General features: G+C 65.3%; 15 protein-coding genes. 6 read left to right on the top strand and 9 right to left on the bottom strand.

The features are described 5' to 3' along the window. The first annotated feature begins 198 nt into the window (after positions 1–198). The 3 genes from RAD04_RS07895 (at position 199) to RAD04_RS07885 (ending at position 3,017) form a co-directional block, all read left to right on the top strand. A complete protein-coding gene (locus RAD04_RS07895; protein WP_461623660.1) occupies positions 199–1,173 on the top strand; it encodes a hypothetical protein in 975 nt (324 codons plus the stop codon). Between the two features lie 92 nt (positions 1,174–1,265). After that, positions 1,266–2,777, top strand: coding sequence for a hypothetical protein (locus RAD04_RS07890; RefSeq protein ID WP_461623310.1), 1,512 nt, complete (start codon positions 1,266–1,268; stop codon positions 2,775–2,777). A gap of 75 nt (positions 2,778–2,852) precedes the next feature. Further along, positions 2,853–3,017, top strand: a complete 165-nt coding sequence (locus tag RAD04_RS07885) for a hypothetical protein (RefSeq protein ID WP_018317242.1) — start codon at positions 2,853–2,855, stop codon at positions 3,015–3,017. Between the two features lie 48 nt (positions 3,018–3,065). Here the strand turns inward: RAD04_RS07885 and RAD04_RS07880 are convergent, their stop codons facing one another. The 3 genes from RAD04_RS07880 to putA form a co-directional block, all read right to left on the bottom strand. Beyond that, positions 3,066–3,713, bottom strand: a complete 648-nt coding sequence (locus tag RAD04_RS07880) for a glutathione S-transferase family protein (protein ID WP_461623309.1) — start codon at positions 3,711–3,713, stop codon at positions 3,066–3,068. A gap of 169 nt (positions 3,714–3,882) precedes the next feature. Beyond that, positions 3,883–5,088, bottom strand: a complete 1,206-nt coding sequence (locus RAD04_RS07875) for a CaiB/BaiF CoA transferase family protein (RefSeq protein ID WP_461623308.1) — start codon at positions 5,086–5,088, stop codon at positions 3,883–3,885. 328 nt (positions 5,089–5,416) lie between these two features. Beyond that, positions 5,417–8,416, bottom strand: coding sequence for a bifunctional proline dehydrogenase/L-glutamate gamma-semialdehyde dehydrogenase PutA (gene putA / locus RAD04_RS07870; protein ID WP_461623307.1), 3,000 nt, complete (start codon positions 8,414–8,416; stop codon positions 5,417–5,419). A 114-nt stretch (positions 8,417–8,530) separates the two neighbouring features. Between putA and RAD04_RS07865 the strand changes: the two genes are divergently transcribed. After that, the gene (locus RAD04_RS07865; protein ID WP_018317238.1) at positions 8,531–8,992 is read left to right on the top strand and encodes an Lrp/AsnC ligand binding domain-containing protein; all 462 of its coding nucleotides are present in this window, start codon (positions 8,531–8,533) and stop codon (positions 8,990–8,992) included. Between the two features lie 169 nt (positions 8,993–9,161). Here RAD04_RS07865 and RAD04_RS07860 read toward each other — a convergent pair whose 3' ends face one another. The 4 genes from RAD04_RS07860 to RAD04_RS07845 form a co-directional block, all read right to left on the bottom strand. Then, the gene (locus RAD04_RS07860; RefSeq protein WP_008134691.1) at positions 9,162–9,362 is read right to left on the bottom strand and encodes a cold-shock protein; all 201 of its coding nucleotides are present in this window, start codon (positions 9,360–9,362) and stop codon (positions 9,162–9,164) included. Between the two features lie 207 nt (positions 9,363–9,569). After that, positions 9,570–9,878, bottom strand: coding sequence for a SorB family sulfite dehydrogenase c-type cytochrome subunit (gene sorB, locus RAD04_RS07855; RefSeq protein WP_461623306.1), 309 nt, complete (start codon positions 9,876–9,878; stop codon positions 9,570–9,572). A 12-nt stretch (positions 9,879–9,890) separates the two neighbouring features. Beyond that, positions 9,891–11,090, bottom strand: coding sequence for a SorA family sulfite dehydrogenase catalytic subunit (gene sorA / locus RAD04_RS07850; RefSeq protein WP_461623305.1), 1,200 nt, complete (start codon positions 11,088–11,090; stop codon positions 9,891–9,893). Positions 11,091–11,327: 237 nt separating this feature from the next. Then, complete coding sequence (locus RAD04_RS07845; RefSeq protein WP_461623304.1) at positions 11,328–13,061, bottom strand: adenylate/guanylate cyclase domain-containing protein; 1,734 nt, start codon at positions 13,059–13,061, stop codon at positions 11,328–11,330. A gap of 416 nt (positions 13,062–13,477) precedes the next feature. On the opposite strand from RAD04_RS07845, the gene RAD04_RS07840 reads away from it, so the two are divergent. Continuing rightward, positions 13,478–15,007 carry a glycosyltransferase family 39 protein gene (locus RAD04_RS07840; RefSeq protein WP_461623659.1) on the top strand — a complete coding sequence of 510 codons (1,530 nt, stop codon included), beginning with the start codon at positions 13,478–13,480 and terminating at the stop codon, positions 15,005–15,007. 47 nt (positions 15,008–15,054) lie between these two features. On the opposite strand, the gene RAD04_RS07835 is transcribed toward RAD04_RS07840, so the two are convergent. Both RAD04_RS07835 and RAD04_RS07830 read right to left on the bottom strand, forming a co-directional pair. After that, positions 15,055–16,083, bottom strand: coding sequence for a YcjF family protein (locus RAD04_RS07835; RefSeq protein ID WP_461623303.1), 1,029 nt, complete (start codon positions 16,081–16,083; stop codon positions 15,055–15,057). Then, positions 16,080–17,549, bottom strand: coding sequence for a YcjX family GTP-binding protein (locus tag RAD04_RS07830; RefSeq protein WP_461623302.1), 1,470 nt, complete (start codon positions 17,547–17,549; stop codon positions 16,080–16,082). The genes RAD04_RS07835 and RAD04_RS07830 overlap by 4 nt, the downstream gene beginning before the upstream one ends. Positions 17,550–17,727: 178 nt before the next feature. On the opposite strand from RAD04_RS07830, the gene trhA reads away from it, so the two are divergent. Continuing rightward, positions 17,728–18,423, top strand: a complete 696-nt coding sequence (gene trhA, locus RAD04_RS07825) for a PAQR family membrane homeostasis protein TrhA (protein ID WP_461623301.1) — start codon at positions 17,728–17,730, stop codon at positions 18,421–18,423. The last annotated feature ends 3 nt before the right edge of the window (positions 18,424–18,426 follow it).

Genomic DNA, 18,426 nt, shown 5'->3' with positions numbered 1-18,426 from the left:
CCGTTGCTCTGCCGTTCATCTTCGCCCGATTACAATTTGTTTCACGCCCGCCACACCGGTTCCACTTTCCCGGCCAAATTCGGCCCCGGATAACTTCCTAAAATTTCGGTAAGCGGGTCCGCAGGTAAGGATTTCGCAAGCAATGAAAGTTACCAAAAGGTCAACCCAGACTGGAGTATTTGAGCCGTGAGCGAACCAATGCCCGAGCAGGCTGCCCAGGACACCGGCGTCGTCGAAGCTGCGGCGACCGCGCCGCAGGCCGTCGAGGCCGCTGGGATCGAGGCTCCCTCGATTGCGCCGGACCATGAGGCGCCACCCAAGCCGGATCCGGTGAAGGTCGAGCCGCCAAAGATCGAGGCGTCGCGGATCGAGGTGCCGAAGCTCGAAGCCAAAGCCGAAGCCAAGCCTGAACCGAAGTCCGGCAAGCTCATCGTCATGGCTCCGTCGGAACGCTCCTGGGACCGTGAGGATTTTGCCCCGCATGTGAAGGCGGAGGAGCCGCGCGAGACTGGCGGCAAGCGCCGCCTGTCGGCGATGGCCGCGGTGGTGGTGATCGCGGCGAGCGTCGGCGCCATCAGCGGCGCGCTCGCGACCGCGGGCATGATGCATTTCGCCGCCCCGGCCCAGGCGCCGGTGCAGGTCGCCGATACCAGCGCGCTGGATGCTTCGGTCGCCCGGATCGATGCCGACCTCGTCGCGCTCAAGGCCAATGTCGAGCACAGCTCGAAAACCGGCGTCACCCAGTTCAACCGGGCCAATGACCGTCTCGACAAGCTCGAGAAGGCGCAGGCCGAGCCGATGGCCAAAATCGCAAAGCTGTCCGAGACCGTCGACAAGCTCCGCGCCACGCCGCCCGCCGCCCCCGCGCAGGCCGCAGCAGCGGTGCCCAAGGAGACCACCGGCTCGATCGCGCCGACCCAGGTTGCGACCGCCGCGGCCGCACCGGCCCCAGTGGCTGCCGCGCCCAAGACCGAGGTCGGCCGCCTGCCGACGGTCGAAGGCTGGCGGCTGCGCAACGCCGCCAATGGCGGTGCGCTGATCGAGGGCCGCGACGGGCTCTATGAGGTCTATCCCGGCGATCCCATCCCCGGCCTTGGCCGCGTCGATGCGATCCGCCGCCAGGACGGCCGCTGGGTGGTTGTCACCAGCAAGGGCCTGATCGTCGCGCGCTGAGCGGCCCAGATACGACTTTCGAAAGGCGCTTCACCACCATGTGAAGCGCCTTTTTGCTTGAATAGGCGGACCGCCGCGGTGTTACCTCAGGCATGAGCCGCGCGTTGCGAATTCTCCTTGCTGCCGCCGTGTTGTTCGGCGGTACCGCCGCGCTATCGGCCGCGCAGACTGCGCCGCTGACGCGCGGCACCGCGATCACCGATCCCGATCTGCTGCGCAAGCTCGATGAGGGCGACGCTCTCACGATCTCGCGCCTGTTGTCGCCGGAGCGCAAAGCGGATGGTTCGCTGACGACCGACCGGCTGTTTTCAGAGCTGTCCCAGCTCAAGGACATTCCGCCGGCGATCGATGCGGAGTTCGACCGCTACATCAAAGGGCAAAAGGCGGCCTATCCGAGCGAGATCATCGGCGTCGGCGAGGGCTTTGACGTGCAACTGTTCGATCGGGCCGTGCTGAAATCGCGCGACACGCGCTTCGTGCTGGCCGGCATCGTCAACCGCATGGACCGCGCCTACGCCTCGGAGGAGTCCTGCGGCGAGATCCGGCTGATCTATCGGCTGGCGCGATTCGACGGAAAGACCGCGACGCGGCTGCCGATGACGCTCAATCTGGTGATGAAGGCGCGCGATGCGCGCCAGACGGACGCGAACGGCAAGCCGATCACCTGCGCCGAGCTCGCGCGGCGCTGGCTCGACAATGGCAATTGGCAAGAGCTGATCGGCAGTCGAGACGACGCCATGCTCGATCGCATCGAGACCAACATCCAGCTCTCGGTCGCGGCGAAGTCGGCGCTGCACGATTTCCGCTCCGACTATCTGCTCAAGGTGTTCAAGTACAATTCCGCCACGAAGGCCTTCGAGGAATCGACGCTGGAGAACCAGATCGACCGCGACCGCATCATGGCGGACGATGCGCTTCGGCGCGACTTCAAGGATTGGCTGCTCGCACCCGAGCATCTTCGCGAGTTCGATCGCGGCACCGTGCTGATCCCCGAGCAATTCCTGGCCAGAAGCGCGGTGATGCCGACGCCGGCCGGCCTCGATGCTTCGACGCTGCAGCCGGAATTCGGCATGTTGCAGGCTGAGGGGGAGGGCAAAGCGGTCTTCACCGATAACGACGTGGTCGGTGCGTTGAAGCAGGCGGTCGCGCGCGGCGACATGCAAAACATCCGCTCGGTCGCGGGCTTTCAGCGCCGTCTCAACGACGTCACCTGCTCAGGCTGCCACCAGACCCGCGGCATCGGCGGCTTTCACTTTCCGGGCGTCGATTGGTTGGCGGACAGGCCGTCGAATTCCACCATTGTACCGGCCTCGCCGCACTTTCTCGGCGACCAGCCCCGCCGCCGCGACATCCTGACCGCGTTCGCCGCGGGCAAACGCCCTGATTTCTCACGTGGATTTGCGAGCCGGCCGCAGACCCGCGGCAGCCAGGAGCTCGCCGGGAGCGAGTATCAGGACGGCTGGGGCGCGCATTGTTCCTTGCAAGATGCGGGATCGGGAACGCGAGATGAGAGTTTTACGTCATGGAGCTGTGCTAACGGTCTCACCTGTCAGGCTGCCGCGGCCTCGCGCCGCATCGGCATGTGCTTCATCAAGACGCGTTAGCGCATGATCCGGAAAAGTGTGTAGCGGTTTTCCGACAAGATCATGCGCAAAACGACAAAGCGATTTGGATGATTCATGACAAATACTGGCGACGCCAACAAGGAGCGCAATCGCGAGATTGCGCGCAATGAGGAAGTCAAGCAGGTCACCGGCAGCGCCCGCGTCAGCATCTGGGCGATCGCGATGGCCGTCATCGTCGGTGGGATTTTGTTCACGCTCGGCTGGCTGTCGTTGAGGTAATTGCTCTTCCCCTCTCCCCGCGTGCGGGGAAAGGGGAAAGAAAAGCCCTCACTTCGCGTAATTCGTCATCCGCTTGCCCGGCAGCAGCTCATACGCCGGTTTCCAGCCGGGCAGTGCGGCCATGCGGCCGAGCCAGGCGTGGATGGCAGGATGGCTCGTGGCGAAATCGAATCCGTGCTCGTCGCTCGGATAATGCAGATAGGCCATCATCGAGATGTCGGCGACCGTCGGCTTCGCTCCGATCGCGAAGGCGTTGTGCTGGAGATGTCCGTCGAGAATGCCGAGGAAGTCCTCGAGCCGGCGGCGAAAGTGTTTCAGCACCTGCGGGTCGTTCTTCTCGGTGAAGGCGCGCATGAAGCGATAGGTTGCCATGTAGCCCGTGAGCTTGTGGTTGTCCCAGAATAGCCAGCGCAGCAGCTCGAACTTCTCTTCCTCCGTGTCGGCGCCGAAACGCCCATATTGCTCGGCGAGCTTCAAGAGGAGCGGCGCGGTCTGCGTCATCTTCACGCCATCGACCTCGAGCACGGGAATCTCGCCCATCTCGTTGACGGCCTTGCGCCATTCCGCCGTGCGCGTGACGCCGCCGCCGAAATCGGTCCAGACCGGCTCGAACCTCTCGCCGCAAAGCGTCAGCATCAGCGCCAGCTTGTAACTGTTGCCGGATTCGGGGAAGTAGTGCAGGCGGTAGCTGGGCATGGGACCTCGCGAGGCGTGATGTTGGCGATGAAGCTACATCGTCTCGCCTCGTCATTGCGAGCGCAGCGAAGCAATCCAGCAATGCGTCTTGCTCAGTGTCGTCCCGGCCTGGTGCGCAATTGCGCACTAGGCCGGGACGACAGTGGAGTGTGTGGCGCGCGCTCCGGCCTCAGCCCACCGCCCCCGACGACCGCAGCTGCTTGATCGCGGTTTCGTCGTATCCCGCCTCGCGCAAAATCTCGTCACTGTGCTCGCCCACAGCGGGCGGCTTGCGCGGCTGGACCTTCTTGGTGCCGTCGATCCAGATCGGGCTGGAGATGGTCAGCATGGTGTCATTCTCGAACGGCACCAGCACCTCGTTGTCGAGCATCTGCTTGTCGTTGGGGATGTCATCTAGAATGGCGACGACGCCGAACACGAGGCCGTTGCCGTCGAGAATCCTGCGCCATTCGGCAAGATCCCTGGTCGCGAAGGTCTCGTCGAAGATCTTGATCAGCTCTACCGAGCGGGCGTGACGGTCGGGTTTGGTGGCGAAGCGCGGATCGGTGATGAGGTCTTCGCGTCCCAGGCACTTCGCCAGCGTCGGAAACTGCTTCTCCTCGTTCAGCAGCGACAGGATCAGCCAGCGGCCGTCCTTGCATTGATAGTGGTTGGCGACTGCGTTCAGCGCGCGCTCACGCGGACGCCGCTCGCCGAACTTGGCGCCGCAGAGTTTTGCCTGCGCCAGCACGCTCGCGGCCCACACCCCGTTCGCCATCAGATTGGAGGCGACGTGCGAGCCCTTGCCGGTCTTCTCGCGCTGATAGAGCGCGGTGACGATGGCGCCATAGAACGCCATGGCGCAGGGATGGTCGCCCATGCCGGCGACCGAGCGGGCCGGGGTGGTGTCGGTGTCGGCGCGGACCAGGTCCATCAGGCCGGAGCGCGCCCAATAGGCGTTGCTGTCGAAGCCGGGCTTGTTGGCCTCCTCGCCCTTCTCGCCATAGCCGGTGAAGGAGGCGTAGATCAGCCGGTCGTTGAGATGGGCGAGGTGATCATGGGTGATGCCGAGCTTGGCGCGCACCGGCGGCGGCATGTTGGTGATGAAGACGTCGGCCTCTTCCACCAGCTTGTAGAGCACGGCCTGCGCCTCCGGCTTGGCAAGGTCGAGCGCGATGCTCTTCTTGTTGCGGGCTTCCAGCAGCCAGGCAAAATTGTGCTCGCCGGTCGGATAGCCGGGCAAATTCGGCAGATTGCGGTAGGGGTCTCCGGCACCGGGCGGCTCGATCTTGATGACGTCGGCGCCGAAATCCGACAGCACGGTCGCGGCCGCGGGCGCTGCGATGAAGCTCGCGCAGTCCAGAACTTTCAGGCCTGAAAAGATGCCTTTTTCCATCGCGGCGTTGCTCCCTCGCTCTTGTCGTTTCCCGCGCGCTGGAATTGGCGCGGCAGGTGATGGAGCAATTAGACTGATGTTTTGCCGGGATGCAACGGCGCTCGGCGCAGGGCCCATTGCGGCGGCCGGCGTGCGTCCGGTGGGCGCGAATTCCATCCCCGTCACCCTGAGGTGGCGGCTTCTTCAGCGGCCCTCGAAGGGCGACGGCCCGGCTGCATCGGGGCCGTTCATCCTTCGAGGCTCCCGGCGCGATGCGTGGCATCGCGCCACTCGCGCCTCAGGATGACGGAACTGCTATTGCGATGCTGTGAGATCCGGGACTTGCCGCTCACTCCTCCCCCGCAAGCAACGCCGCGTTGCCGCCGGCTGCGGCCGTATTGATCGTCACCGTCTGTTCCGTCGCAAACCGCGCGAGATAGTGCGGGCCGCCGGCCTTGGGGCCGGTTCCGGACAGGCCGTTGCCGCCGAACGGCTGCACGCCGACGACGGCGCCGATCATGTTGCGGTTGACGTAGATGTTGCCGACCTGCACACGATCGATGATGGCTTCGATGGTGTCGTCGATGCGGGAATGGACGCCGAGGGTGAGGCCGTAGCCGGTGCGCGCGATCGCAGCAAGCACGCGCTCGAGGTTTTCGGCACGGTAACGCACGACGTGGAGGATCGGGCCGAACACTTCCTCGGTAAGCTGGCCGGCGTCCCTGAGCTCGAAGATATGCGGCGCGACGAAGCAGCCTTGCGGCGCCGTGCCGGCAAAGTGCAGTTTCGCCTCACTCGTCATCCGCACGATATGGGCGTCCAGCCGCTGCTTGGCCTCCAGGTCGATCACCGGGCCGACATGGGTCGCGACGTCACGGGGATCGCCGATCTTCAACTCGCGTGCCGCGCCTGCGATCATCTCGATCATGCGGTCGGCGACGTCCTCCTGCACGAACAGGAGCCGCAGCGCCGAGCAGCGCTGGCCGGCGGAGCGGAACGCGGAGGTCACGACGTCGTCTGCGACCTGCTCGGGCAGCGCGGTGGCATCCGCGATCATGGCGTTGATGCCGCCGGTCTCCGCGATCAGCGGCACGATCGGCCCATCCTTGGCGGCGAGCGTCCGGTTGATGTTGCGGGCGACCTCGGTCGAGCCGGTGAAGACGACGCCCGCGATATCAGCGTGCGCGGTCAGGGCGGCACCGATACGGCCGTCGCCGACAACGAGATGCAGCGCATCTTTCGGGATGCCGGCCTCGTGCAGCAGGACGACAGCCTCGCGCGCGATGCGTGGGGTCTGCTCGGCCGGCTTTGCCACGACGCTGTTGCCGGCCATCAGCGCGGCCGTGACCTGGCCGAGGAAGATCGCGAGCGGAAAATTCCACGGCGAGATCGCGACGAAGACGCCGCGGCCACGCATGGCGAGCGCGTTGCTTTCGCCGGTCGGACCCGGCATTGCCGCATCAACGCCGAACAGCTTGCGGCCCTCTGCGGCATAATAGCGGCAGAAGTCGGCGGCCTCGCGCAGCTCCGACAGCGAATCGTCGAGCGTCTTGCCGCCCTCGCATTGCAGCAGCGCGATGAAACGGGCGCTGCGGCTCTCCAGGAGATGCGCAGCCTGTTCCAGCGCCGCCGCGCGCGTGCTCGCCGGTGTCCGGCTCCAGGCGGTAAAGCCGGCGCGCGCAGCAGTCACCGCTGCATTGGCTTGATCCGGTGTCGCGTCGGCGATTGGCTCGAGTTCGGCCGCCTCGGCTTTGACGTCGGCGAGCAAATGATCGAGCGCGACGCGTGCGCCGAATTCGACGCCGCGCGAATTGCGCCGCTCCGGCGCGAACAGATCGCCCGGCAACGGGATTTTCGGATGTGCCGCCGCTTGCGGCCGGACAATGGCATCCGCCGGACGCTGCAACAGCGCCGTAACAGGCACGCGATAATCGGCGGCCTGCGCCACGAACGACGAGTTGGCGCCGTTCTCCAGGAGGCGCCGCACCAGATAGGCGAGCAGATCGCGATGGCTGCCGACCGGGGCATAGGTGCGGTAGGCGATGCCAGGATGATCCTTGGCGAGCTGCTCGTAGAGCGCTTCGCCCATGCCGTGCAGGCGCTGGAATTCGAAGCCGCCGCTCTTTCCGGCGAGCTCCAGCACGGTCGCGACCGTCAGCGCGTTGTGGGTGGCGAATTGCGGGAAGATGCGCGGCCGCAGGGCCAGCAGCTTGGTCGCACAGGCGACGTAGTTCAGATCCGTCATCGCCTTGCGCGTGAACACGGGATAGCCGTCGAGCCCGCGTTCCTGCGCGCGCTTGATCTCGGTGTCCCAATAGGCACCCTTGACCAGCCGCACCATCAGCTTGCGGTCATGCGCGCGCGCGAGTGCGTCAACGTAATCGATCACTGCGCTGGCGCGCTTCTGATAGGCCTGGATCGCGAGGCCAAATCCGTCCCAGCCGGCCAGCGAGGGATCGGCGAGCGTTGCCGCGATCATTTCGAGTGACAGCTCCAGCCGGTCGGCTTCCTCGGCATCGACGGTGAAGTTCAGGTTATGCGCCTTGGCGCGCTGCGCGAGGTCGAGCAGCAGCGGCACCAGCTCGGCCATCACGCGGTCGCGGCTGATCGCCTCGAAGCGCGGATGCAGCGCCGAGAGCTTGACCGAGATGCCGGGCCGGTCGGGCAGGGGATTGCTGCCCGCAGCCTTGCCGATGGTCTCGATCGCACTCGCATAGGCATCGAAATAACGCCTGGCATCGGCGGCCGTGCGCGCGCCTTCGCCGAGCATGTCGAAGGAATAGCGCGGCTTCTGGCCGGAGCGCGGCCTGCCCCGCTCCAGCGCCTGCTCGATGGTCTCGCCCAGCACGAAATGATTGCCCATCAGCCGCATCGCCTGGCGCGTGGCGGTACGTACCGCAGGTGCCCCCAGGCGCTTCACCAGACGGCCGATGGTGCCGTCTGGCGTCTCTCCGGGCTGGATCACCCGCGCCGACAGGCCGAGCGCCCAGGCCGAGGCGTTGACCAGGAAGGCCGTGGACTTGGTCTCGTGGTGGATGAAGTCGCCTTCGCCGAGCTTGTCCTCGATGAACTGGTCGGCGGTGCGCGCGTCCGGCACGCGCAGCAGGGCCTCGGCCAGCACCATCAGCGCCAGCCCCTCCTTGGTCGAGAGCGCGAACTCCCGCAGCATGTCCTCGACCCCACCCAGCCGGTCGTCGCGCTTGCGGATCGCCTCGATCAGCCGCGTCGCGGTGCGGTCGATCCGGGCCTCCTGCGGCGGGGACAGATGCGATGTCGGCAAGAGGCGCGCGGCGATCTCGGCATCATCGGGCGCGTAGGGGGCGGTGAAGGGCGGCGGGATGTTCGGCATGGCGTGTCCTGTGGCTAAAATCCAGGATAAGGCCCGCTTGACCGTAGTTCGATAGACAATATAGCCGATTTGCCTTAGAAAATGAAGATGATAAGCAACTTAGCCTGATAAACCATGGAACTCGATCGAATCGACCGGAAGATACTCTCGATTTTGCAGGAGGATGGGCGCATCGCCAATGTCGAGCTCGCCGAGCGCATCGGGCTGTCGCCGACCTCGATCGGCGAGCGGCTGAAGCGCTTGCAGCGGGAGGGCTTTGTCGAAGGCTATGGCGCGCGGCTCAACCCGCACCGGCTCGGCCTCGGTTTGTTGGTGTTCGTCGAGGTGCTGCTCGACAAGACCACGCCGGACAATTTCGAACGTTTTGCACGCGCCGTGAAACTCGCGCCCGAGGTGCTGGAGTGTCACATGGTTGCCGGCGGCTTCGACTATCTTGTGAAGGCGCGGCTCGCGGACATGGCGGCGTATCGACGCTTCCTCGGCGAGACCCTGCTGTCGATGCCGGGCGTGCGCGAGACGCGGACCTATGCGGTGATGGAGGAGATCAAGCGCGACGCACCGCTACCGGTGGGCTGACGAAGTGCCGTCGCGATTGTCATTGCTGAGGCGTTGAACGAGCGGTCCTCGCGGGAAATAGCTCTCCGTGTGCAGTCGCAACGCCTGTCGTCGAATGCACTGGCCGTCTTCTAAAATTTTCTTGGCCCGGCTCCCGGAAGGGTCCGGGAGGCAGCAAAAGCTGGCGGGCTTATACTTTGAGGTTCTCTGCGGAGGTCTTGCCCCGGTTTGCGATCTCTTCGTATTCCACCGTCTGTCCTTCGTTCAGCGACGACAGACCGGCTTTCTGCACTGCCGAGATATGCACGAACACATCCTTGCCGCCCGACGCAGGCTGGATAAATCCATAACCCTTCGTCGGGTTGAACCACTTGACCGTACCTTTAGCCATCACGACTTCTCCGCGGGTCTTCCTCCGAGATCTCGAACGCCAGTCCCCGCCAACCGGCCGGTTCGGTCCTAACAGGATACGCGGAATGTGGCCGGCTTGGTAGCTCAAACCACATCGGCCTTTCGCCGAATTCCGCTCAACTTCGCGGCGTTTTTGCCGGTTTTGCCCGTTTCGCGGTCAAATGGCCGGCGTGCCGCGCGCTGTCAGTCAATACGTCGCGGCCAGGTAATCGACGATCTTGCCGACATCGGCATCGTCGATCGGTGCTCCATAGACCCTGATCATCTTGGTCACCTCGGCCTGCCAGAAGCCTTTCTTGTCCTTCATCGGCGGCTGGGTGTTGATGTAGTCGGACGAGTGGCAGGCGCTGCAATTACCCTGCACTACCTCGAGATTGGGCCCGGGCTTGAACGCGGCGACCTCGTCGGGGGTCTTGTAGTTGACCGGTGCTGCAAGAGCTGAACCCGCCAAGGCGGCGAGGGCGAGGGTGGCGGCGAGGAGAACGGTGCGCTGCATGATCATTCTCCCTCAGGCCACGGTGACGCGGACGGTTTCGACGACGTTGCGTAGATAACCCGCCGGGTTCCAGCGCGGCGTATCCGGCTGCGTCTCGCCGCCATTGCCGGTGGCGCGGACCTTCAGCTCGACCTGGCCGGAAGCGAGCTTCACCGGCAGCATCCATTCGCGGAACGAATATTTGCCGAGATCCTTACCGAGCTTGGCGCTGGCCCAGGTCTTGCCGCCGTCGGTGGAGACCTGGACCTCCTTGATGCCCTTGCCGCCGTCGAAGGCGATGCCGCGCAGTGTCGTGCGTCCCGCCTTCAGCTTGGCGCCATCAGGCACGTTGGTGATGAAGGAGCGGATGGTGAAGCGGTTGATCGGGATCGTTGCCTTCGGCGCAGTGCCGGGCTCGACCGAATTGTTCGGCGTATCGGGAATGCGATAGGCCGACTTCATCCAGAAGCCGTCATAGACGTTGTCGATGACGGTGATCTCGTTGAGGTGCTTGACCCAGTAGGTGCCGTAATAGCCGGGCACGATCAGGCGCAGCGGGAAGCCGTTGAGGAACGGCAAATCCTCGCCGTTCATGCCATAGGCCAGCATCACCTCCCCATCGGTGGCGTGAGCGATGTCGAGTGCCTTGACGAAGTCAGGCGTCTTGTCGCTGACCGGCCCGTCCATGCCGTTGAAGGTGACCTGCTTGGCTCCGGCCTGCACGCCCGCCATCTCCAGCACCGCCTTCAGCGGCACACCGCGCCAGCGCGCATTGCCCATGGCGCCGTTGGCGAGCTGGCCGCCGGCGACGCGCGGCTCGAAGAAGCCGCGGCTGTTGCCGGAGCACTGGTTGACGGCGACGATCTCGGTCGCCTTCATCTTCCTGATGTCTTTCAGCGAAAGTTTCAGCGGCTTGTCGACCTTGCCCTTGACCTCGAGCGTGAACTTGTCGGGATCGAGATTGTAGGGCAGGTCGGAGAGGTGATAGCGCACGAAGAACGCATTGTTCGGCGTGATCGGACCGTCGTTGAAGATCGCGAACGGCGTCTCGAGCTGCGGCGGCCGGCTGGTTAGCCCAATCATCGCTCGCTTCTGCGGATATTTCACCAGCGGCCGTTCGCCATTGGCGAAGGGCAGGGTCACGGTATCGAGTGCCAGCGCCTTGGTGGCATTCAGTGTGGCCGCAAGTGCGGCAAGCCCCGCTCCTTTGAGCAGGTCGCGTCGATCGAACATCTGGTCCCCTCCCGGAGCTTTTCGTTGGCTCGCGGTCATCACCGCGAGCCGCGCTCATCTGTCGCAACGATTTGAACGAAGTCAATTCGTGCTTTCGCAGCAGGCCCATGCCGCTGCGCTGCAGCACGCCGGTGTTACGTGCGACGACGTTGGTTGCTTGACTCAATGCCGCCGCGCGCCTCTCCCCAACCCTCTCCCGCAGGCGGGAGAGGGGGCGCACCGCTCGTGTGGCACGCCTTACGCCGCGACGCGCTCGCTGCGATCGACCAGCGCCGTCAGCTCCCGCGCGTCCGCGACCACGCGCACCGCCATCGGCTCGTCGCGGCCGCGGATCGCGACCTCCTGTTGCGGCAGCGTATCGTCGGCGAGGCCCGCCGTGCTGCGGATTTCGTCCGAGACGATCGCCTCGCAGGCCAGCGTCTTGGTCATGTCCTGCAGGCGGGCGGCGACGTTGACGGCATCGCCCAGCGCCGTAAAGACGATGTGATCGCGATAGCCGATGTCGCCGATGATGACCTCGCCGCCGTGAATGCCGATGCCGAAGCGGATCGGCTGGCGGAGATCGTGGCTCAACAGCTGGTTCAGCTCGTCGATATGGGTGGCGATGCCGCTGGCAGCCTTTAGCGCCTGCCGGCAGGCGGTTTGCGGATCGGCCGTGAGCCCGAACAGCGCCAGCATGCCGTCGCCGACGAACTGGTTCGGCTGGCCGCCATTCTCGATCACGGCCTGCGAGACCGCGCCGAGGAAGCGGTTGACGATGAAGACGGTGTCGAACGGCAGCCGCTTCTCGGCGAGCTGGGTCGAGCCGCGCATGTCCACGAACAGGCTGACGAGATAGCGCTCCTGGCCGATCCTCGCCGGCGCCGAGGCCTGCGCGTTGGCCGACGACGTTTGCGGGGTGAACAGCTGGAAGAAGGAAAGATCCGACGTCGGCCGCAGCTGGCAGGCCAGCCTGATCGAGGGGTCGTTGGTGCCGACGCGGGTCAGCACGAAGGCCTCGCGCTGCGACGGCTCGGGCAGGATGCCATGATCGCCGATGACGCGGATGCGGCAGGTCGAGCAGCGGGCGCGGCCGCCGCAGACGCTGGCATGCGGCAGATTATGGCGCAGGCTCGCTTCCAGCACGGAGAGGCCCTTGGGAACCCGCACCGTCCTGCCGTTGCCGTAGGACAGCGCGATCATGCCGCCGCGCCGCTCGCGCCAGGCCCGCACGCCGCGTGCCGCCAGCGCCAGGCCAAGCAGCCCAAAATAGGTGACGGTGAAGGCGCCGGTGATGCGATCGAGCGTGTTGCCTTCCGCGACCGTGCCGACCTGGCGTCGCGTGAGATTGTGCGTGCGCCATTCCCCGTCATCGGCCTCGATCGCGACGCTGCGGCCGCCCTGGTAGATGCCGAGCAGCGACAATGTCGGGACCAGCACCGCGGCGGCGAGCAGATAGGGGGCGGCGCGCGTGAAGAACGGCTTGAGACGGAGCCAGAAATAAATTCCGATGCAGCCGTGCACCCAGGCAATGAGAAGCAGGATCGTCATCTGCCAGAGCCGGCCCGGCGCTGCGACGAAGAACAGATAGAGCTCCTGCGGATAGAGCTTCTGGTGATCGTATAGCGTGTAGCCGAGCCGCACCCCGACCACGTGTGCCATGACCAATGCGGGGATGCTCAAGCCCAGCACGAGCTGCAGCGGCTCGATCGTTCGCCAGCGGAACTGCCGGCGCTGATACAGCGCGTAGATGCCGAGCCCCATATGCGTGAGCGCGGCGGTGTAGAACACGATCGAGACGGGGAGGAACTGCCAGAAGACGGTGTGGTAGTAGACCCCGGCTTCCATGGCCTCGACCGAGATATTGCCGAGCGCATGGTTGAGGAAATGGCTGATCACATAACAGAACAGGATCACGCCGCAGACGAGCCGCACCTGCCGCACGCTGGTCCCGCGGACGAGTTCGGAGATGGATGCAGCAGCGGTGGCCATGATTCGGTTGTATCAGTTCATGAAGGAGAACAGCCAGCGTAGCGTTTAATTCCCGACGTGGACAGGCTGCGGGATCACATGCGCGGTAAGGTTACGAAATCGTAGGGTGGGCAAAGGCGCGCCCTTGCGGTCACCCTCCGCTGTCGTCCCGGACAAGCGCGCCCAAAGCGCGCGCCGATCCGGGACCCAGAGCCCCAGGGAGTGGTTATGGGGCGGGCTGATCACTCCGAGTCTTCGCCAAACTCCACCCCGGTTATGGGTCCCGGGTCCGCGCTTCGCTTGCCCGGGACGACAGCGGTATATGCGGCACGCCCCCCACATTGACTCCCCCTCCCAAGTTGGGGAAAAGCGCGGCCGTGACGATCGCTCCCGACATCTCTGTGAAGCCAGACGGCGCCTCGCGCCGCCCCCTCGTCATGGCCGTAGCGATCATCGCCGCGATGACCCTGCTGCGCATCGTCTACGCCTGCGCGATCGAGCTGCGCACCGACGAGGCCTATTACTGGACCTGGTCGAAGGAGGGCGCACTCAGCTTCCTCGATCACCCCCCGGGCATTGCCTGGCTGATCCGTTTCGGAACCGCGATCTTCGGCGATACCACGCTCGGGGTTCGTTTCGGCGGCATCGTCGCGATGCTGGTGACGCAGCTCCTGCTCGCCGACATCGTCCGCCGCCTCACCCATGATGTGCGCGCCGTATTGTTCGCGGTGCTGATGCCGGAAGCTGCACTTTACTACGGCCTGCTGATGGCCAAGGTGGCGCCCGATGTCGCCATGATCCCGTTTGCGGTGGCGATGATGTGGTCGCTGGTGCGGCTCGTGCAAAGCGGCGACGGACGCTGGTGGCTTGCGGCCGGTCTGTTCGCCGGCCTCTCGATGCTGTCGAAATTCACCGCCATCATGTTCGCGCCCGCGGTTGCCGCCTTTCTGCTGGTGCCGGATTGGCGCTGGCGCTGGCTGCGCAGTCCTTACCCTTATCTCGCGGTGCTGGTCGCGATCGCCGTGTTCTCGCCGGTGCTGATCTGGAACGCGCAGCACGACTGGGCCTCGTTTCGTTTCCAGGGCGTACGCGCCGCCGCCAATTACGGCATCTCGCTGCGGACCATCGGCGACTTTATCGGCCTGCAATTCGGTCTGGTCGGCTTCGTCATGCTGCCGGTGGTGCTGACCGGGCTGGTGCTGACGGCATGGCGCGGCTATCGCACGCGCGAGCCCGTTGGAATTCTCTTGTCGACGGCGGTGCTGGTGCCGTTCGCCTATTTCCTCTTCAAGTCGACGATGCTCAGGGTCGGCGACACCTGGCCGATGTTCATGTGGCCGGTCGGCTTCGCCGCCGCGGCTGTGAACCTTGCGACGATGGCGAAGGAGGGCTGGTCGGCACGCATGCTCAACTCCTCGCTGTTCTGGGCGAGGACAGCGATCGGCTCTGGCGTCGCCTTCGCCGTGATCGTGTTCCTCTATTACGTCGCCGCGCCCTGGAATCTGCTCGGCAAGATCGACCCGATCGGCGCGGAAGCCGCCTATGAGCAGGTCGCCGCGCGCGCGCAGACCGCGCTCGACGAAACAGGCGCGACCTGGATCGCGACCACGGATTACCGCACCTATGCCATGATGCGCTGGCTGTTCAGGGGCCGCGTGCCCGTCATCGAGATCAACGAGCGCGGCCGCTTCCAGGATTTCCGCGATCCCGGCATGGACCGGATCAAGGGGCATGCGGGCATCTATGTCGGCCGCGAGCCCGACGATCGCGCATCGCTGTGGGAGAACGTCCCCGCCAAGCGCGAGCCGCTCGGCCGGGTCGAACGCCGCTGGCGCGGTGTTCTCGCGGATACCTATGTGATCGAAAAGCTCACTGGCTGGACGCCAGAGCTGTCGCCGCCGAAGGACTCGCCGCTGTTCCAGTGGAAGGTGCTGGCGGGGGATTTTGAGCAAGATCCCCTCGGGTAGCGCGCCTTCTCTTACCCTCCCCTGGAGGGGGAGGGTAAGAAAGAGCCTTACTCCTCCTCATCCTTCTTCCGCAGCAGATCCGTCGCCAGATCCGACAGCTTCGGCGGCGGCAGCGCGGCGAACGGCAGCGGACGCGTGACGTCGATCGCCGCCAATCCCAGCCGTGCCGTCAGCAAACCATTCAGCACGCCTTCGCCGAGCCGCTGTGACAGCTTTGCCGCGATGCCGTGGCCGAGCATCTGTTGCACCAGGCTGTCGCTCGCGGCCATGCCGCCGGTGATGGCGAGATGGGCGATGACGTGGCGGAGCAGTCGGATCATGCCGAGCGCGCCGGGGCGGCCGCCGTAGAGATAAGCGAGCTGGCGGATCAGGCGCAGCGCGGCGACGAACACGAACGTCACGTCGATCGCGGCGCGGGGCGAGACCGCCGTCACGATCGAAACTTTTTGCGCGGCTGACGACACCAGCCGCCGCGCCTCCGCATCCAGCGGCGACATCAACTCGCGTTCGGCAAGGCGGATCATGTCGGCGCCGTCGATGATCTCGCCGGTGTGGCTCTCCAGCGTCGCACGGGCGCGTGCGAGCTGCGGGTTCTGGTGCGCGATCTTGAGCAGATCCTGCACGATGACGCGGCTTTCCTTGCGGTCGTCGCTGGCGAGCACAGCGGCGGCGCGCTGGTGCAGCTGCTCGATCGTCGCCAGCCGCGCCAGACCGAATGCCTCGCGGCCGATCACCACCGCAAGCGCCAGCGCGGTGACGAGCGCAAAGGCGAGACCGACGTAGCCGAGTGTCTCGCTGCGCGCGAACAGGTCCTCGATCAGATGGACCACGCCGAGCCCGGTGCCGAGCAGCGTCAGCCCGGCGAGGCCTGACCAGAACAGCGTACCCCAGGGAAGTCCGCGCCGCGCCGGCCGCGCGGCCTCGATCGGCACCGGCAGCGCCTGCGGATCGTGCTCCGGCGTGATCTGGATGGTGGCTCGGCTGAGCCGGCTGGTCTCGTCGGCTTCGGTGACGACGACGCCGGGATCGTCGAGCCGGAACGTCGCCGGCCGCCGTGGCTTCGATCGGTCGTTCATGCGAGCTTGTCTCCGATCAGGAACTGCAAGGCACGGTCGAGGCGAATGTGAGGCAGCGTCGGCGGCTCGGTGCCCTCGCGGTCGAGTGTGGGCGGGCGGAAGCGCAGGAAACGGAAATCGCTTGTCCCGGCGGTCTCGGTCGCGAGGCCGCGGAACGCAGCATTGCCGTTGAATAGTGGCTCGGGATCCAGCGGCAAATCGCCCGGGAAGGTCGCAACCTCCGTGTTGCCGTCGAAGAATTCACCGCCCGCGCTCTCGCCCGCGGCTGGTGTTCCCAGGATCGACGGCAATTTGTCGCGGCCGCGCGCGACTTGAGCTTCTCTTGTGGCACGCACCGCGGCAAGCGCCACCACGTCGATCGCGGCGCCGGTGTTTTCCGCGCGCGCAACGGCGCCCGAGACGGCGCGGCGCAATACGGCCTCGAGCCGGTCGTGGCTGGAATGGTGGAGATGGTCGGCCTTGGTCGCTGCAAACAGGATGCGATCGATGCGCGGTCGGAACAGGCTGGAGAGGATCGTGCTGCGGCCGATGTTGAAGCAATCGAGAATGCCGGCAAGGGCGGCTTCGAGATCGTGCAGCGCCTCGGGTCCGGAGTTGAACGCGGACAGTGCGTCGGCCAGCACGATCTGGCGATCGAGCCGGGCAAAATGATCCCTGAAGAACGGCCGCACCACGACGTCCTTGTAGGCCTCGAAGCGGCGCACCATCATCGCCCACAGCGATCCGTCCGGCGCCTGGCCGCCGATGGGCACGTCGAGCGGCGCGAAGGTCAGTGCCGGGGAGCCTGCGAGATTGCCGGGCATCAGGAAACGGCCGGGCGGCAACAGGCTCATTGCAAAGCGCTCGTCGCGGCAGGCGCGCAAGTAATCGGTGAAGAGCTTTGCAGCGGTGAGCGTCGCCTGCTCGTCCTCGCGCGCGTCGGGCTTGAGCGTTGCCAGATGCGCGTGCCATTCGCTGGCGAGATGCGCGCGCGGCGCCTCGCGCGACAAGGCCAGGCTCTCCGCCGACCATTGCTCAAAGCTCTTCTGCAGCAGCGGCAGGTCGAGCAGCCACTCGCCGGGATAGTCGACGATGTCGAGGGTCAGCGTGCGATCGGCGCCGTTCGGGCGCTGATACTCGATGACGAGCCTGAGCTCGCTGATGTCGACGGTCGAGTTCGGCCAGCGTCGCTCCTCGACCAGCGCGCGCAGATGGCTCTCATATGAAAAACGCGGCACGGCATCGTCGGGCTGCGGCGCCAGATGCGCGCGCGCTATGCGGCCCGAGGCGTAAGCGTCGAACACCGGAAATCGGCCGCCGCGGGTGAGGCCGTGGATCAGCGCGGTGATGAACACGGTCTTGCCGGCCCGCGACAGGCCGGTAACGCCTAACCGCACAGTCGGGTTGAAGAAGTGCTCGCCATAGTCGATCAGCGCCTGCGCGGACAAGCGCGCTTCTTCGACCATATCCTGGAAACTGAATGCCATATGAACGTTAATGGATCGGGGGCGGCGGGACTGTGTGACCGATCACAAAAGTGGCAATTGCGTGAAGAAAATCAAGCTCCATACTTCCACCGTCTTTGTCGGAAAATCAGCCGTTTGAACGACGCGCCGATCCCGAAAGACCCATACAAGAGGACATTGCCTCATCTTGCGGATTGCCATGACCGTCTTCCAACTGAAAGAGTTCGCATCCACCTCCGTCCACGCCGCAGCCGACGTGATCGGCTGGAATTACGACCGCGCCGAGCTGATCGCCGACGGCGTCATCCACGCGATCGGCGTCCTCTTCGGCATCATCGCCGCGACCGTGCTGGTGGTGCTGACGGTGGTCTATGCCAGTACGATCGATATCGTCGGCGTCTTGATCTACGTCGCCGGCCTGCTCTCGATGCTGGTGCTGTCGGCAACTTATAATCTCTGGCCGGTGTCGCCGGCCAAATGGCTGCTGCGGCGGTTCGACCACTCCGCGATCTATCTGCTGATCGCGGCGACCTACACGCCGTTCATCCTCGAGGTGAAGGACAGCGGATTCGCGCTGGTGCTGCTCGCCGGCGTCTGGTGTGTCGCCATCCTCGGCATCGTGCTGAAGCTCTTCTACCCCGGCCGGTTCGACCGCGTCTCGGTCGGCATCTATCTCGCGATGGGCTGGAGCGGCGTGATGCTCTACGACGCCGTGGTCCGGGCGCTGCCCGCGCTGGTGCTGGGCTTCATCCTTGCGGGCGGACTGCTCTACAGCTTTGGCGTGATCTTCCATGCCTGGCGGCGGCTGCGTTTCCAGAATGCGATCTGGCACGGCTTTGTGTTGGCCGGCGCGGCGTGCCATTATACCGCGGTGCTCGACCTCATGTTGAGCTGAGCG

Source organism: Bradyrhizobium sp. 25ACV (assembly GCF_054863005.1).
Note: the sequence above shows the minus strand (reverse complement) of the source record. Positions and strands in the feature narration are given on the sequence as shown.

Bases quoted from the DNA above. Each gene is read 5' to 3' on its own strand.
- RAD04_RS07895 (WP_461623660.1), top strand. From the start codon at position 199: ATGCCCGAGCAGGCTGCCCAGGACACCGGCGTCGTCGAAGCTGCGGCG.
- RAD04_RS07890 (WP_461623310.1), top strand. From the start codon at position 1,266: ATGAGCCGCGCGTTGCGAATTCTCCTTGCTGCCGCCGTGTTGTTCGGC.
- RAD04_RS07885 (WP_018317242.1), top strand. From the start codon at position 2,853: ATGACAAATACTGGCGACGCCAACAAGGAGCGCAATCGCGAGATTGCG.
- RAD04_RS07880 (WP_461623309.1), bottom strand. From the start codon at position 3,713: ATGCCCAGCTACCGCCTGCACTACTTCCCCGAATCCGGCAACAGTTAC.
- RAD04_RS07875 (WP_461623308.1), bottom strand. From the start codon at position 5,088: ATGGAAAAAGGCATCTTTTCAGGCCTGAAAGTTCTGGACTGCGCGAGC.
- putA (WP_461623307.1), bottom strand. From the start codon at position 8,416: ATGCCGAACATCCCGCCGCCCTTCACCGCCCCCTACGCGCCCGATGAT.
- RAD04_RS07865 (WP_018317238.1), top strand. From the start codon at position 8,531: ATGGAACTCGATCGAATCGACCGGAAGATACTCTCGATTTTGCAGGAG.
- RAD04_RS07860 (WP_008134691.1), bottom strand. From the start codon at position 9,362: ATGGCTAAAGGTACGGTCAAGTGGTTCAACCCGACGAAGGGTTATGGA.
- sorB (WP_461623306.1), bottom strand. From the start codon at position 9,878: ATGCAGCGCACCGTTCTCCTCGCCGCCACCCTCGCCCTCGCCGCCTTG.
- sorA (WP_461623305.1), bottom strand. From the start codon at position 11,090: ATGTTCGATCGACGCGACCTGCTCAAAGGAGCGGGGCTTGCCGCACTT.
- RAD04_RS07845 (WP_461623304.1), bottom strand. From the start codon at position 13,061: ATGGCCACCGCTGCTGCATCCATCTCCGAACTCGTCCGCGGGACCAGC.
- RAD04_RS07840 (WP_461623659.1), top strand. From the start codon at position 13,478: ATGGCCGTAGCGATCATCGCCGCGATGACCCTGCTGCGCATCGTCTAC.
- RAD04_RS07835 (WP_461623303.1), bottom strand. From the start codon at position 16,083: ATGAACGACCGATCGAAGCCACGGCGGCCGGCGACGTTCCGGCTCGAC.
- RAD04_RS07830 (WP_461623302.1), bottom strand. From the start codon at position 17,549: ATGGCATTCAGTTTCCAGGATATGGTCGAAGAAGCGCGCTTGTCCGCG.
- trhA (WP_461623301.1), top strand. From the start codon at position 17,728: ATGACCGTCTTCCAACTGAAAGAGTTCGCATCCACCTCCGTCCACGCC.